We start from the raw sequence: 13,486 nt of genomic DNA, 5'->3' as shown, positions 1-13,486 counted from the left end.
ACCATGGCATCCAGCGCATACAAGCTCATCCCCGACTCGTTCACCCCAGCTCCGTCGATCGTCCCGGAGCGGGTCGTCGACTTCGACGCCGTCACCGCGTTCTCCGCCGACCTCGACGCCATCGGCATCACCGTCGGCGCCGACGGGCCGGTGGATGCGGCGCTCGGGCTCGACAGGGACGCCCTCTCCCGCGCGGGCTTCGACGGGAAGGCGGGCCAGACCCTCCTCGTCCCGACCGAGTCGGGGCCACTGCTCTTCGCCGTCGGCACCGGGGAGGCCTCCGACCTGGACGCCGATGCGCTCCGCGACGCCGCAGCGATCTTCGCGCGGGCCGCATCGTCCGCCGCGCGCGTCGGTCTTCGGCTCACCGATGTCGGAGCCGTCACCGCAGAGCGGGCCGGCCAGGTCGCCGCAGAGGGCGTGCTGCTGGCGCGCTACCGGTACAGCGAGCTCAAGAGCGATCCGAAGGTGACCGCTCTCGCGGCGGTCGAACTCGCGGTCGACGGTGTTGACGCATCCGGTGTCACCGCGGGCATCCCGCGCGGGGTGGTCTCAGCGCGCGGGGCTGCGCTCGCCAGAGACCTCGCCAACACGCCGCCGAGCCACCTCACGGCGACCGACTTCGGCGACCTGGCGCTGTCCATCGCGGAGCGGTTCGGCATCGAGGTGGAGGTGTTCGACAGGGAGCAGCTCATCGCGCTCGGCGCCGGCGGACTGCTCGGCGTGAACGCGGGGAGCGCGGAGGAGCCGCGCATGATCAAGCTGCGGTACACCCCGAACGGCGAGCCGACGGGACACCTGGCGATGGTCGGCAAGGGCATCATGTACGACTCCGGCGGCATCAGCCTCAAGCCCTCCGACCCGATGCACCTGCTGATGAAGATGGACATGGGCGGCGCGGCGGCGATTCTCGGCGCGTTCACCTCGCTGCGCGACCTCGGCTGCACGACCGCGGTGACCGCGTTCCTGATGTGCACGGACAACATGCCGTCCGGCAGCGCGTACAAGCTCGGCGACGTGCTCACCGCCCGCAACGGCACCACCATCGAGGTGAAGAACACGGATGCGGAGGGCAGGCTCGCGATGTGCGACGGCCTCGTGCTCGCCGCGGAGGAGAAGCCGGACGCGATCGTCGACATCGCCACGCTCACCGGGGCGGCCCTGATGGCTCTCGGACCGATCCGTGCCGCGCTGTTCGGCAACGACCAGGCGTTCGTCGACCAGGCGACGGCCGCATCCACCGCGACGGACGAGCGGGTGTGGCAGCTTCCGCTGGAGAAGAAGTACCGCAAGGCGCTGGACTCCGACATCGCGGACATCTCCAACCTCGGCGGCCCGTTCGCGGGCGCGACGACGGCGGCGCTGTTCCTCAACGAGTTCGTGGACGGCGTGCCGTGGGCGCACCTCGATATCGCGGGCACGATGCAGTCCGACACCGACGACGCCTGGCGTTCCAAGGGCGCGACGGGCTTCGGCGCGCGGCTCCTGACGGAACTCGCCCTGCACTTCCGTCCCGTCCGCTGACGTCCCCCAGCAATCGAGCCGGGACTTGTGCCCGCTTCGCCCCGGCGTGTCGCGTGCACAAGTCCCGGCTCGATTATCGGAGGGGGAGGGCCATTTCGAGTTCGCGGGCGGAGCGGTCGAGGGGGTATGGCTCTGTCGCGCCGGTGAGGGCGAAGCCGCGGCGTTCGTAGAAGCGGATCGCGGCCGGGTTCTGCTCGTGCACCTGCAGAAGCAGCCGCGTGCCGCGCGGACGCGCCCAGGCGATCACCGCATCCAGGAGGGCGTCGGCCATGCCGCGCGCTCGGCCGCGGAAGGCGGGCGTGATGTAGACGCCGACGAGGTGCGGGTTCTGCGCTCCCGTGGCCTGGAAGCCGCCCATCGTGCCGAGCCAGCGACCGTCGTCGCCGACCGCCGCGAACAGGCGGCTCGACGACGATGCGTTGGCGGCGCGGTTGCGCCAGTGTTCGTCGGGGAGCGTCCTGGCGTGCTCCAGCGTGTCCAGGAACGCGATGGGGGTGTCCTCGAGCATTTCGAGGCGAATGGCGCGGTAGGCGCTCCAGTCGTCCTCTGCGCTCTCGCGCACCAGCCAGTTGGTCATGCCCGCCGGCCGGTCACGCCCGCCCGCCGCTCATGCCTGCGGTGCGCCGTTCGCCAGCAGCAGCTCCGTCTCGGCCAGCAGGATCGCCGTGCACAGACCGTCGAGCGCCGTCTCGAGTTCGGCGAGCGGCGGGAAGGTCGGCGCGATGCGGATGTTCGCATCCCGGGGGTCGTCGCCGTACGGGAACGTGGCGCCGGCCGGGGTGACGGCGATGCCGGCCTCCGCCGCGAGCTGCACGGCACGCTTCGCGCAGCCGTCGAGCACGTCGAGGCTGACGAAGTATCCGCCCTTCGGCGCCGTCCAGGCGCCGGCGCCGTACGGCGCGAGACGGCTCTCGAACGCGCGGGAGACCGCGTCGAACTTGGGCTCCAGGATGGCGCGGTGCTTCTCCATGTGGGCGGCCAGGCCGTCCGCGTCGCGGAGGAACTGCGCGTGGCGGAGCTGGTTGAGCTTGTCGGGGCCGATGCTCTGCGCGGACAGGTTGTGCAGCATCCACTCGACGTTGGCAGGCGAGCCGCCGACGAACGCGACACCGGCGCCGGGGAAGGTGACCTTGGAGGTGGATGCGAACACCAGCGGCCGGTCGGGGTTGCCGGCCTCGGCGGCGAGCGTCAACACGTCGAACGGCGTCGGCCGCTCGTCCGTGAGGTGGTGCACCGCGTACGCGTTGTCCCAGAACAGCCGGAAGTCGGGCGCCGCTGGCAGCGAGATGAGCGCGCGGACGACCTCCTCCGAGTACACGGCGCCGCTCGGGTTGGAGTAGACGGGGACGCACCACATGCCCTTGATGCTGTCGTCGGCGGCGAGCAGGGCGGCGACCGCATCCACGTCGGGTCCGTCGTCGTTCAGCGGGACGGGGATGAGGCGGATGCCGTAGCGCTCGCAGATCGTGAAGTGCCTGTCGTAGCCGGGCACCGGCGCCAGGAAGCTGATCGGCTGTGCGCCCCACGGTCGCTCGCCGCCGGGGACGCCGTGCAGCAGCGCCTGGACGATCACGTCGTGCATCACGGTCAGGCTGGCGTTGCCGAGCGCGAGGAGCTGGGCGGTGGGCACCTGGACGGCGTCCGAGAAGATGGCGCGCAGCTCCGGCAGGCCGGTCGCCCCTCCGTAGTTGCGGAGGTCGGTTCCGGCTGCATCCCGGTATGCGCCGTCCGGCAGGTGAAGCAGGTCGTTCGACAGATCGAGCTGCTCGGCGGACGGCTTGCCGCGGGTGAGATCCAGCTTGAGACCGGAGGAGCGCAGCGCTTCGTATGCGGCAGCGAACTCGGCGTGCGCGGCGCGGAGCGCGTCGGGGGACAGGTCGGCCAGTGGGGAGGGCGAGCGCAGAGGGGAGGGCGAGTGCAGAGGCGCGGAAGTCACGATCCGATCGTAGCCGCGCCCGCAGTGGCGTGGGCCACCTCAGGGCAGCCTGTGCGAACATCACAGATGTGTCAGACCAATTGAAGACCGTTCGCGGCCGTTCCCGGCTGCGTATGATCGCGGCGTTCCTGTTCGGCTTCATCGTCGCGATGCTCACCGGGGTGCTCGGGGAGTGGCAGTTCGCGCTCATCACCGGGTGGGCGGGCGCGTGCGTCGTCTACATCGTGTGGGTGTGGTCCATCGTCTGGCGGATGGATGCGGACGAGACGCGGTCGCACGCGACCAGGGAGGACCCCGGCACGACCGTCTCCGACCTGCTGCTGCTGATCGCCAGCCTGGCCGGGGTGGTCGCGATCGTGTTCGTGCTCGTCGCGGCCAGGCAGGTGCACGGTGCACCGCAGGCGTGGCTGGCGCTGCTCGCCATCGCGTCCGTCGCCCTGTCCTGGACGCTGGTGCACACCATCTACACCCTGCGCTATGCCCGGATGTACTACCACCAGCCGCAGGGCGGCATCGACTTCAACCAGGACGAGCCGCCGCGGTACAGCGACTTCGCCTACGTGGCGTTCACCCTCGGCATGACGTTCCAGGTGAGCGACACGAACATCGGAAACCCGCACATCCGGCGTGCCATCCTGCGGCACACGCTGCTGTCGTACCTGTTCGGCTCCGTCATCCTCGCCACCACCGTGAACCTCGTCGCCGGTCTCACCTGACCACGTGATCGAGCCCGCGGTTTTTCACCCGACACGCCGGGGCGAGCGGTGATTAAGTGCGGGCTCGATCGCGTTCGAGGTGCGTGAAGCGGTAGCGGAGGCCGGAGGCGGCGGTGAGCCAGGGGCCGGGGTCGCTGGTCCAGGATGCGTCGATGGCGGGAGCGCGGGTGTCTCCGTCGACCGAGAGGTCGATCTCGGTGAGCTCGACGCGGTCGGCGGACGGGAGGGCGAGCCGGTAGAGCTCTGCGCCCCCGATCACCCAGGTGGTCTCGGAGGTGGACGCGGCCAGCGCATCCTGGACGCTGTGGGCGACGATGGCACCTGGCGCCTGCCAGTCGGCCTGCCGGGTGACCACGATGTTCCTGCGGCCGGGAAGCGGCCGGAACCGCTCGGGCAGCGACTCCCAGGTGCGGCGGCCCATGACCACGGTGTCGTCTCCGGTGAGCTCGCGGAAGTGCTTCAGGTCTTCCGGCAGGTGCCAGGGCATGGTGCCGTCTGCGCCGATGACGCGGTCGTGCGCCTCCGCCCAGATGAGCGCGAGGCTCATACGGCGACCAGCGCCCGGATGGCCGGGTGGTGCTGGTAGTCCTCGATCACGAAGTCGTCGAAGCGGTAGTCGAAGATGCTCTCCGGGGTGCGGGCGAACCGCAGAGTCGGCGCGGGATAGGGGTCGCGCGACAACTGTTCGGTGACCTGCTCGACGTGGTTGTCGTAGATGTGCACGTCTCCGCCCGTCCAGACGAACTCGCCCGGTTCGAGGCCGACCTGCTGGGCGACCATCATCGTGAGCAGCGCGTAGCTGGCGATGTTGAACGGGACGCCGAGGAACATGTCAGCGCTGCGCTGATAGAGCTGGCAGGAGAGCTTGCCGTCTGCGACGTAGAACTGGAAGAACGCGTGGCAGGGCGCGAGCGCCATCTGCGGGATGTCGGCGACGTTCCAGGCGGAGACGATGATGCGGCGCGAGTCCGGGTCGCTGCGCAGGGTGTCGATCACCTGGCTGATCTGGTCGATGTGCGTGCCGTCCGGCGCGGGCCAGGAGCGCCACTGCACGCCGTAGACCGGGCCGAGCTCGCCGTTCCCGTCCGCCCACTCGTCCCAGATGGTGACGCCCTTCTCGCGCAGCCAGCCGACGTTGCTGTCGCCGCGGAGGAACCAGAGCAGTTCGTACGCGATCGACTTGAAGTGGACACGCTTGGTTGTGATGAGCGGGAAGCCGTCGGCGAGGTCGAATCGCAGTTGCCGGCCGAACACGCTGCGCGTCCCCGTTCCGGTGCGATCGGATTTGCGGGCTCCGTTCGCGAGCACGTCGCGGAGCAGGTCTTCGTACGGGGTCTCGATCGTCTCGCTCATCGAGTCGATCGTAACGCCGATCGGTCGAATCGGCGGGCGCGAACCGGCTTCGTGACGCGACTCGTCGCTAGTCTTGCCCCATGGAAGGCGACGAGGTCGAGCCGGACCCGGCCTCCCTCACCGACGACGAGGTGAAGGAGCTCGTCGGCCACGACCTCGCGGCGCACGACACGCTCGCGGCGATCGAGCATCTGGAGAGCGTGCTGGAGGCTCGCGCGACGGCGGCGATCCCGATTCAGCGGGCACGGGATGCGGAAGCTGAGCCGGAGCCGGAGCCGGAGCCGGAGACAGAGTCCGAGCCGGAGCCGGACTCCGACACCGACGGCGCCCCCACCCAGCTCATCAGTTTCGACGACCTCCCCGTCCCGCGCCGCACGTCTGGCCCGCAGCCGACCTTCAGCGCGTGGATCGCGCCGGCGGCGGCCGCGCATCCAGAGCCGCTCGTGCAGCGGCCGGAGCCGCTCGACTTCGTGCCGGAGGACGTCGCGCCGCGCGACTCGGAGCCCGTGCCCATCGTGCCGCTGCTGCCGCTGCTCCCGCTGCCGGTGGAGCATCCGGATGCGCCGAGCCTCGACTCCGTTCCGCTGCCGGTGCTCCAGGCCGACGCCCTGGCCGGTCACGACCTCGGCGCTGCAGGGCCGGTGGCGGACGCGATCGACGCCGACCTCGCCGACGACGCCGACGACGTCGTGCTGCCGACCGGCTCGCTCGCCGCCCCCGTCGCGAGCCAGCGCGTCGCGTCCGGCGAGCGCATCCTGTTCGGCGACGAGCCGGTGCCCGCGCCGCTGTTCGAGGTGGAGGTCGCCGACTTGGAGCCGACCGCCGTCGACCGCAGGGTGGGGCGCGCATCCCGGCTGTTCTGGCTGTGGTTCGCCGGCACGTCGTCGCTGATCAGCGTCGGCGTCGGCGCCACCCTGTTCACGCTGGGGCTCAGCCTGCGGCAGATGCTGGTGGCGACACTGTTCGGCGTCGCGCTGTCGTTCCTGCCGCTCGGTCTCGGCACGCTTGCCGGGAAGTGGAGCGGGCAGCCGACCATGGTGGTCTCACGGGCGACGTTCGGTCTGCGCGGCAACGTGGTTCCCGCCTCTCTCGCCCTGCTGACCAGGATCTTCTGGGGCGCTGTGCTGCTCTGGCTCGCCGGGGCGGCGGTCGGCGCACTGTTCACGTCGGAGGGCTGGGCGGCCGACCCGCTGCTGCCGACCACCATCGGACTCGTCGTCGCCATCGGCGTCGCGCTCGCCGTCGCATACCTCGGGTACGCGCTGGTGGCGCGGGTGCAGCTCGTGCTGACCATCGCATCCGCCGCCCTGATCGTGGTGATGATCGCGGCGACCTGGCGGCACGTCGACCTGCCGACGGCGCTCGGGGCTCCTGACGCGATCTGGCTGCGCGTCATCACCGGTGCCGTCCTCGTGTTCAGCTATCTCGGGCTGGCCTGGGCGAACAGCAGCGCGGAGGTCGCCCGCTACCAGCGGCCGACATCGTCCGGGGCGACGGGGATGCTCTGGGCCACCTTCGGCGCGGCGCTTCCCCCGTTCATCCTCATCTCATACGGCGGACTGCTGGCGGCCTCGGACACGACCCTCGCCGACGACTTCGCGGCCAACCCGGTGAGCGCCTTCTCCCAGCTCGGCCTCCCCGCCTGGTATCCCGTCCCGCTCCTGCTGGCCGTCACGCTCAGCCTGATCTCCGGGCTGGTGCTCAACATCTATTCCGGCGGCTTCACCCTCGAAGCGCTGGGCGCGCGGCTCGGCAGACGCTGGAGCACCGTCGCGGTGGGCGGCGCCATCGCGCTCGCCGGGTTCGTGCTCGCTGCGACCGTGAGTGATCTGTCGAGCGTCGTCCGCAGCCTGCCGACGACCCTCGCGGTGCCGGTCGCCGCGTGGGCAGGGCTGTTCGTCTCCGAGATGATGCTGCGCACCAGGCGCTTCCACCAGCCGTCTCTGCTGCACAGCGGCGGCGCATACCCCGACTGGCGCTGGACCAACCTCGGGATGCTCGTGGCCGCCTCCGTGATCGGCCTCGGGCTCATCTCGTCCGACCTGCCCTGGCTGCGCTGGGAAGGCTACCTGTTCCGGCTGATGGGAATCGCGCCAGGCAGCGACATCGGCATGACCGATATCGGCGTCGTCGTCGCGCTCGGCATCGGCATCCTGACCCCGATCGTCGCGGGGGTTCCTGCGCTCCGCCGCCAGGAGGAGGCGATCGACACCGCGGCGCTGTCCCTCGGCAAGTAGGCTCTATCCCGTGCCGTACACGCTTGCTACCGTCCGTGAGACCGTCGAGCGACTCTGGCCGCTCTCCGGCGCAGAGGCGTGGGACGCACCCGGTCTCGTCGCCGGGGATCCTGCCGCGCAGGTCGAGCGCATCCTGCTGGCCGTCGATGCGGTCTCCGCCACCGTCGAGGAAGCCGTCGACGCCGGCGCCGACCTGCTGCTGACCCACCACCCTCTGCTGCTGCGCGGCGTGACGAGCGTGGCGGAGGACAGGTACAAGGGCGCGATCCTCGCCCGCCTCATCAAGGCCGACTGCGCACTGATCGCCGCGCACACCAACGCCGACGTCGTGGCAGACGGCACCTCCGCCGTGCTCGCGCGGCTCCTCGGACTCACCGGCACCACGCCGATCGCACCGTCCGCCGACAGCACCGTCGGCATCGGCCGCGTCGGAACGCTGCCGGAGCCCACCACTCTCGGCGCACTCGCACGCCGCCTCGCCGAGATCCTGCCTGCCACCGCCGGCGGCATCCGCGCCGCAGGCGACTACCAGCAGCCGGTGCGCACCGTCGCCGTCTGCGGGGGAGCAGGAGACTCGCTGCTCGGCTCGGACGCCGTCCGCGGCGCCGACGTCTACATCACCGCCGACCTCCGCCACCACCCGGCCTCCGAGGCGCGGGAGCAGGCGGCCATCGGGGGAGGGCCAGCCCTCCTCGACGTCTCCCACTGGGCCAGCGAGTGGCTGTGGCTCGACACCGCGGCCGAACAGCTCAGAGCAGAGCTCCCCGGCGTCGTCGTCGACGTCAGCGACCTGCGCACCGATCCGTGGGACTTCGCGATCCTGCAGTGATCGTCCCAGCCATCCAGCACACCGAGCACAAGCAGCACCGAGAGAGCGGACCACCGTGAAAGCCAGCCCCACCGACCAGAACGAGCTCCTTCGCCTCCAGACGGCGGACACCCGCCTGACCCAGCTCGACCACGCGGCCAAGACCCTGCCGCAGCTCGCCCAGCTCGCCGCCCTGCAGCCGGAGGTGGATGCGCTCCGCACCCGCTGGATCGCCCGCACAGGCGAACTCGAGGACTCGCGGGCCGAGCTCACGCGCGTCGAATCCGACGTCGCTGTGGTCGAGGCGCGTATGGAACGCGACAGCGGTCGCCTCCAGCACACGTCGTCCACCAAGGACGTGCAGGCGCTCGAAGCGGAACTGACGGCCCTCGGCAAGCGCCGCGACGACCTCGAAGAGATCGAGCTCACCGTGATGGAGCGCGTCGAGGAGCAGGAGAGCGCGCTCGCCGCCGTGGAGGCGGAGCGCGCGGAGCTCGACAGCCGCGTGCAGGCGCTGGAGACGGCGAAGGCGGAGGAACTGGCGAAGCTGGATGCGCAGCGCACGGCCCTCGCGAAGGACCGCGCCGCCATCGTCTCCGGTATCCCCGCCGATCTGATCGAGCTGTACGAGAAGCAGCGCGCCCGCTACGGCATCGGTGCCGCCCTTCTCGTGCGCGGCGTCTCGATGGGCAGCAACGTGAAGCTCACCGAGTCGGACCTGTCGGTCATCCGCCGCGCGGCGGACGACGATGTGGTGCTCTGCCCGGACAGCGGGGCGATCCTGATCAGGAACGAGGAATCGGGGCTCTAGGCCGCCGGGCGCCCTGCTCCGAGCATCCTGTGGGTGCGGGGGACCGCATCCACGGCTGCGATAGTGTGGGAGCGAATGGGCCGGCAAGACGGTCGCGTCGGTCTGCTTCGGCAGGCCGCCGAGGAACGTCCGGGCTCCACAGAGCAGGGCGGTGGGTAACACCCACCCGGGGCAACCCGCGAGACAGTGCCACAGAGAACAGACCGCCCCGCGTCGATCCTCGGATCGTCACGGGGTAAGGGTGAAACGGTGGGGTAAGAGCCCACCAGCGACCGGGGTGACCCGGCCGGCTCGGTAAACCTCGCCCGGAGCAAGGTCAGACAGGAAACGTTGAGGCTGCTCGCTGAGTTTCCGGGTAGACCGCTGGAGGGCGGCGGCAACGCCGTCCCGAGATAGATGGCCGTCGACGGTGCTTCGCGCACCTGGACAGAACCCGGCGTAGCAGCCGGCCCATTCCTCACCGGGGCGCAGGAGCAGCCGGTGGATGCTCGAGGGGACGGGATCGAGGCAGGGGTGAAGGCGAAGCAGGCGAACCTGCGGCGGATCGCGGAGATCGCGAGCGCGCTGACCGCTCTGGTCATCGTGCTCGTCGCACTCGGATACTGGTTCTGCGTCTGGTTCTTCTTCTCGATGCCGCGGTTCGTGACGCCGCCTGTCGACTCCGCCGAGTTCACCTCCAGGGCCGACGTGTTCCAGAGCGCTGTCGGCAACCTCGCGTACTGGGTGGCGGCGTTCACCGTCACCCTGGGTCTCGCGCTCCTGATCACCGTGCTCGGCGTGCGAGCGATGTCCACGCTGTGGCAGTGCGCACCGGATGCGCTGATCGTCGACAGGGTGGACGAGAGCGACCCCGCGACCACGGTGGCGCGGCTCGATCTCAACCGGCCGCGTCAGGCGGGATCGGGCTCCGCGTCCGGCGAGAAGCGGTAGCCCATCCCCGGCTCGGTGAGCAGGTAGCGCGGGTGCGACGGCTCCGGCTCGAGCTTCTTCCGCAACTGGGCGAGGTAGAGCCGCAGGTAGCCGGTGTCGCTCGTGTACTGCGGCCCCCACACCTGGGTGAGCAGCGCCTGACGCGTGACCAACCGCCGCGGGTTGCGCACCAGCACCTCGAGGATCGCCCACTCGGTCGGCGTCAGGCGCACCGGCTCGTCGCCGTCGGCGGTCCGCCTGGTCACCTGGTGCGCGGCCAGGTCGACGGCGATGCCGCCGAAGGTCACCACGGGCTCGTCCGCGGACGGCACCTGCCTCCTGGTGAGCGCCCGGATGCGGGCGAGCAGCTCGTCGGCTGCGAAGGGCTTGGTGACGTAGTCGTCTGCGCCGGCGTCCAGCGCATCCACTTTGTCGCCGGAGTCGGTGCGGCCGGAGACGACCAGGATGGGCACAGACGTCCAGCCGCGCAGGCCCTCGATCACCTCGATGCCGTTGAGCTCCGGCATCCCGAGGTCGAGCATCACGAGATCGGGGTGGTGCTCGACGGCCTGGCTGAGCGCTTCCGCGCCGGTCCGCGCGACGCTGACCTCGTAGCCGCGGGCCCTCAGCAGGATGCGCAGCGCCCGGAGGATCTGCTGGTCGTCGTCGGCGATCAGGATTCTCACGCGGACTCTCCTTCCTGTGGTTCTGGGGCGGCCGCGACAGGCAGCGCCACCACCATCGTCAGTCCGCCACCGGGGGTGTCCTCCGCTTCGAGAGTGCCGTCCATCCCCTCGACGAAGCCCTTCGAGAGCGCGAGTCCCAGCCCGATGCCGGTGTCGTTGTCCGTGTCGTCGAGCCGCTGGAACGGCACGAACACGGCGTCGCGGCGCTCGCCGGGGATGCCGGGGCCGTGGTCGATCACCCGCACCTGCACCGAGCCGCCGAACTCGCTGGCGGCGATCACCGGGGGCGAGCCTGCAGGGCTGAACCGGAGGGCGTTGCCGAGCAGGTTGACCAGCACGCGCTGCAGCAGCACACCGTCCGCCGCGACGGGCGGGAGGGCGTCCGGCAGGTCGAGCTCGACCTCCGCAGGTCCAACGCCGAGTTCGTCGAGCACGGCGGGAACCACGTCGTCGATGTCGGTCGGCGCCAGGGAGACGGCGAGCACGCCCGCCTGCACCCGGCTCACGTCGAGCAGGTTGGTGACGAGCTGGGCGAGGTTGCCGAGACTGTCCTCCGCGGTCTCCAGCAGCGCATCCCTGTCGGTCTGCGCCAGGGTGATGTCGGTCTGACGCAGCGTGGTCACGGCGGCCGTCGCCGCGGCGAGCGGGCGGCGCAGATCGTGACCGACCGCGGCCAGCAGGGCGCTGCGCACCCGGTCGGCCTGGGCGAGCGGGGCGAGTTCGCTGGCGGTGGCCTGCAGGTCGCGGTGCTCCAGGGCGGCGTCGAGCTGCGCCACGATCGCGGCGAGCAGGCGGCGGTCGCTCGCCTCCAGCGTGCGGCCGGAGAGTTCGAGCGTGCCCCTGGTGCCGACCGGGATGCTCTGGGTGTGCTCGTCGTCGGACGGCTCGCCGTCGGTGGAGACCACATCCGCGCCGTCGAGCAGGCGCACGCCGGTGAGCGAGAACGCCTCCCTGGTGCGCGTGACAAGCGCCTGCAGCGCGTTCTCGCCGCGGATGACGCCTCCGGCGACCGTGGCGAGCAGCTCGGCCTCGGCCGCCGCACGCTTGGCCGCCCTGCTCCTGCGCGCAGCCTGGTCGACCACCAGGCTCACCAGAGCGGCGATCACGAGGTAGAGCACGAGCGCGAGCAGGTGCAGCGGCTCGCTGATCGTGATCGTGTAGAGCGGGTCGACGAAGAAGAAGTCCAGCGTGATGCCGGAGAGCAGCGCGGCGAACAGGGCAGGCCAGATCCCGCCGACCAGGGCCACGACCACCACGAGCAGTTGGTACGACAGCACATCGCTCGTCATCGAGTCGGGGGAGCGCACGCTGGTCAGCAGCCAGGTCAGCAGCGGGCCGCCGACGATGGCGAGCGCGAATCCGTAGACCTTCCGCCTGGTGGTGAGACCACCCCGGATGCGCGGCAGCGAGAACCGGCCGCCCGCCTTGGCGTGCGACACGATGTGCACATCGATGTCGCCGGACTCCCGGATGACGGTCGCTCCGATGCCCGGCCCGGTGAGAAGGGCGGCCAGACGGCTGCGGCGGCTGACGCCGATGACGAGCTGGGTGGCGTTCTCGCCGCGCGCGAACTCGACCAGCGCGCGCGGAATGTCGCTGCCGACCACCTGGTGGTAGCTGCCGCCGAGCTGCTCGACCAGGGCGCGCTGCGCTGCGAGGGCGCCGGGCGTCGCCTCGCGGAGTCCGTCCTGGCTGGTGACGTGCACCGCGAGGAGTTCGCCGCCGGCCGAGCGCGCCGCGATCCGCGCGCCCCTGCGCAGCAGCGTGTCGCCCTCCGGGCCGCCGGTGAGGGCGACGACGACGCGCTCGCGCGCCTCCCAGGTGCCGGAGATGCCGTGCTCGGCGCGATAGCGCTGCAGCGAGCTGTCGACCTCGTCGGCCAGCCAGAGCAGTGCGAGCTCGCGGAGCGCGGTCAGATTGCCGAGCCGGAAGTAGTTGGAGAGCGCGGCGTCGATGCGCGCGGCAGGGTAGACGTTGCCGTCGGCGAGCCGGTCGCGCAGCGCCTGCGGGGCCAGGTCGACGACCTCGATCTGATCCGCGCGGCGCAGCACGGCATCCGGGATCGTCTCGCGCTGCTGGGCGCCCGTGATCTGCTCGACCACGTCGTTCAGCGACTCGATGTGCTGGATGTTCACGGTCGACATCACGTCGATGCCGGCGGCGAGGAGCGCATCCACGTCCTGCCACCGCTTCTCGTGCTCGGAGCCGGGGGCGTTGGTGTGCGCGAGCTCGTCGACGAGGGCGAGCTGCGGGGCGCGCGCCAGGACCGCATCCAGGTCGAGCTCCGTCAGTTCGATGCCGCGGTGCTCTACGGTCTTCCGCGGCACGACCTCCAGCCCGTCGAGCATGGCGGACGTGGCGGAGCGGCCATGGGTTTCCACGACCGCCACCACCACATCCTTGCCGAGGGCCTGCAGGCGTTTGCCCTCTTCGAGCATCGCGTACGTCTTGCCGACGCCCGGCGCGGCGCCGAGCATCACCCGCAAGTGGCCACGTGGCATCTTCC

Annotated in this window: 12 protein-coding genes and 1 other RNA gene; 7 read left to right on the top strand and 6 right to left on the bottom strand. The window is 70.9% G+C overall.

Annotated elements, in window-relative coordinates:
* Positions 1 to 3: 3 nt before the first annotated feature.
* Positions 4 to 1,524 carry a leucyl aminopeptidase gene (locus tag ACYVGI_RS08485; RefSeq protein ID WP_460632170.1) on the top strand — a complete coding sequence of 507 codons (1,521 nt, stop codon included), beginning with the start codon at positions 4 to 6 and terminating at the stop codon, positions 1,522 to 1,524.
* A 73-nt stretch (positions 1,525 to 1,597) separates the two neighbouring features.
* Here the strand turns inward: ACYVGI_RS08485 and ACYVGI_RS08480 are convergent, their stop codons facing one another.
* Together ACYVGI_RS08480 and ACYVGI_RS08475 are read right to left on the bottom strand one after the other, a co-directional pair.
* A complete protein-coding gene (locus ACYVGI_RS08480; protein ID WP_460632169.1) occupies positions 1,598 to 2,101 on the bottom strand; it encodes a GNAT family N-acetyltransferase in 504 nt (167 codons plus the stop codon).
* A 30-nt stretch (positions 2,102 to 2,131) separates the two neighbouring features.
* Positions 2,132 to 3,460, bottom strand: a complete 1,329-nt coding sequence (locus ACYVGI_RS08475) for an aminotransferase class I/II-fold pyridoxal phosphate-dependent enzyme (protein ID WP_460632168.1) — start codon at positions 3,458 to 3,460, stop codon at positions 2,132 to 2,134.
* A gap of 68 nt (positions 3,461 to 3,528) precedes the next feature.
* On the opposite strand from ACYVGI_RS08475, the gene ACYVGI_RS08470 reads away from it, so the two are divergent.
* Positions 3,529 to 4,176, top strand: coding sequence for a DUF1345 domain-containing protein (locus ACYVGI_RS08470; protein WP_460632167.1), 648 nt, complete (start codon positions 3,529 to 3,531; stop codon positions 4,174 to 4,176).
* Between the two features lie 52 nt (positions 4,177 to 4,228).
* On the opposite strand, the gene ACYVGI_RS08465 is transcribed toward ACYVGI_RS08470, so the two are convergent.
* Both ACYVGI_RS08465 and ACYVGI_RS08460 read right to left on the bottom strand, forming a co-directional pair.
* On the bottom strand, positions 4,229 to 4,723 hold the full coding sequence (locus tag ACYVGI_RS08465; RefSeq protein ID WP_460632166.1) for a dihydrofolate reductase: 495 nt from the start codon (positions 4,721 to 4,723) through the stop codon (positions 4,229 to 4,231).
* Entirely contained in the window at positions 4,720 to 5,529 is an 810-nt protein-coding gene (locus tag ACYVGI_RS08460; protein ID WP_460632165.1) for a thymidylate synthase, read from the bottom strand. Before ACYVGI_RS08460 ends, ACYVGI_RS08465 begins: the two co-directional genes overlap by 4 nt.
* An 80-nt stretch (positions 5,530 to 5,609) precedes the next feature.
* Between ACYVGI_RS08460 and ACYVGI_RS08455 the strand changes: the two genes are divergently transcribed.
* The 5 genes from ACYVGI_RS08455 (at position 5,610) to ACYVGI_RS08435 (ending at position 10,315) form a co-directional block, all read left to right on the top strand.
* Positions 5,610 to 7,766, top strand: coding sequence for a purine-cytosine permease family protein (locus ACYVGI_RS08455; protein ID WP_460632164.1), 2,157 nt, complete (start codon positions 5,610 to 5,612; stop codon positions 7,764 to 7,766).
* A 10-nt stretch (positions 7,767 to 7,776) separates the two neighbouring features.
* The gene (locus ACYVGI_RS08450; protein WP_460632163.1) at positions 7,777 to 8,595 is read left to right on the top strand and encodes a Nif3-like dinuclear metal center hexameric protein; all 819 of its coding nucleotides are present in this window, start codon (positions 7,777 to 7,779) and stop codon (positions 8,593 to 8,595) included.
* Between the two features lie 55 nt (positions 8,596 to 8,650).
* Positions 8,651 to 9,385 (top strand): zinc ribbon domain-containing protein, encoded by a 735-nt coding sequence (locus ACYVGI_RS08445; RefSeq protein WP_460632162.1) that lies wholly within the window; start codon positions 8,651 to 8,653, stop codon positions 9,383 to 9,385.
* A gap of 76 nt (positions 9,386 to 9,461) precedes the next feature.
* An RNA gene (gene rnpB, locus ACYVGI_RS08440) (RNase P RNA component class A) lies at positions 9,462 to 9,842 on the top strand.
* 23 nt (positions 9,843 to 9,865) lie between these two features.
* Positions 9,866 to 10,315, top strand: coding sequence for a hypothetical protein (locus tag ACYVGI_RS08435; RefSeq protein WP_460632161.1), 450 nt, complete (start codon positions 9,866 to 9,868; stop codon positions 10,313 to 10,315).
* Here the strand turns inward: ACYVGI_RS08435 and ACYVGI_RS08430 are convergent.
* Positions 10,276 to 10,980 carry a response regulator gene (locus tag ACYVGI_RS08430; protein ID WP_460632160.1) on the bottom strand — a complete coding sequence of 235 codons (705 nt, stop codon included), beginning with the start codon at positions 10,978 to 10,980 and terminating at the stop codon, positions 10,276 to 10,278. The genes ACYVGI_RS08435 and ACYVGI_RS08430 overlap by 40 nt on opposite strands.
* Positions 10,977 to 13,481: a DUF4118 domain-containing protein gene (locus ACYVGI_RS08425; RefSeq protein WP_460632159.1), complete on the bottom strand. Its 2,505-nt coding sequence runs from the start codon at positions 13,479 to 13,481 to the stop codon at positions 10,977 to 10,979. Before ACYVGI_RS08425 ends, ACYVGI_RS08430 begins: the two co-directional genes overlap by 4 nt.
* Positions 13,482 to 13,486 lie beyond the last annotated feature (5 nt).

It is taken from the genome of Leifsonia lichenia (assembly GCF_054780215.1).
The sequence above is the reverse complement of the archived record's forward strand: the minus strand, read 5'-3'. Positions and strand labels throughout refer to the sequence as shown.

What these genes read in the sequence shown, in the direction of transcription:
- ACYVGI_RS08485 (WP_460632170.1), top strand. Translation starts at nt 4, where the DNA reads ATGGCATCCAGCGCATACAAGCTCATCCCCGACTCGTTCACCCCAGCT.
- ACYVGI_RS08465 (WP_460632166.1), bottom strand. Translation starts at nt 4,723, where the DNA reads ATGAGCCTCGCGCTCATCTGGGCGGAGGCGCACGACCGCGTCATCGGC.
- ACYVGI_RS08425 (WP_460632159.1), bottom strand. Translation starts at nt 13,481, where the DNA reads ATGCCACGTGGCCACTTGCGGGTGATGCTCGGCGCCGCGCCGGGCGTC.
- ACYVGI_RS08480 (WP_460632169.1), bottom strand. Translation starts at nt 2,101, where the DNA reads ATGACCAACTGGCTGGTGCGCGAGAGCGCAGAGGACGACTGGAGCGCC.
- ACYVGI_RS08455 (WP_460632164.1), top strand. Translation starts at nt 5,610, where the DNA reads ATGGAAGGCGACGAGGTCGAGCCGGACCCGGCCTCCCTCACCGACGAC.
- ACYVGI_RS08460 (WP_460632165.1), bottom strand. Translation starts at nt 5,529, where the DNA reads ATGAGCGAGACGATCGAGACCCCGTACGAAGACCTGCTCCGCGACGTG.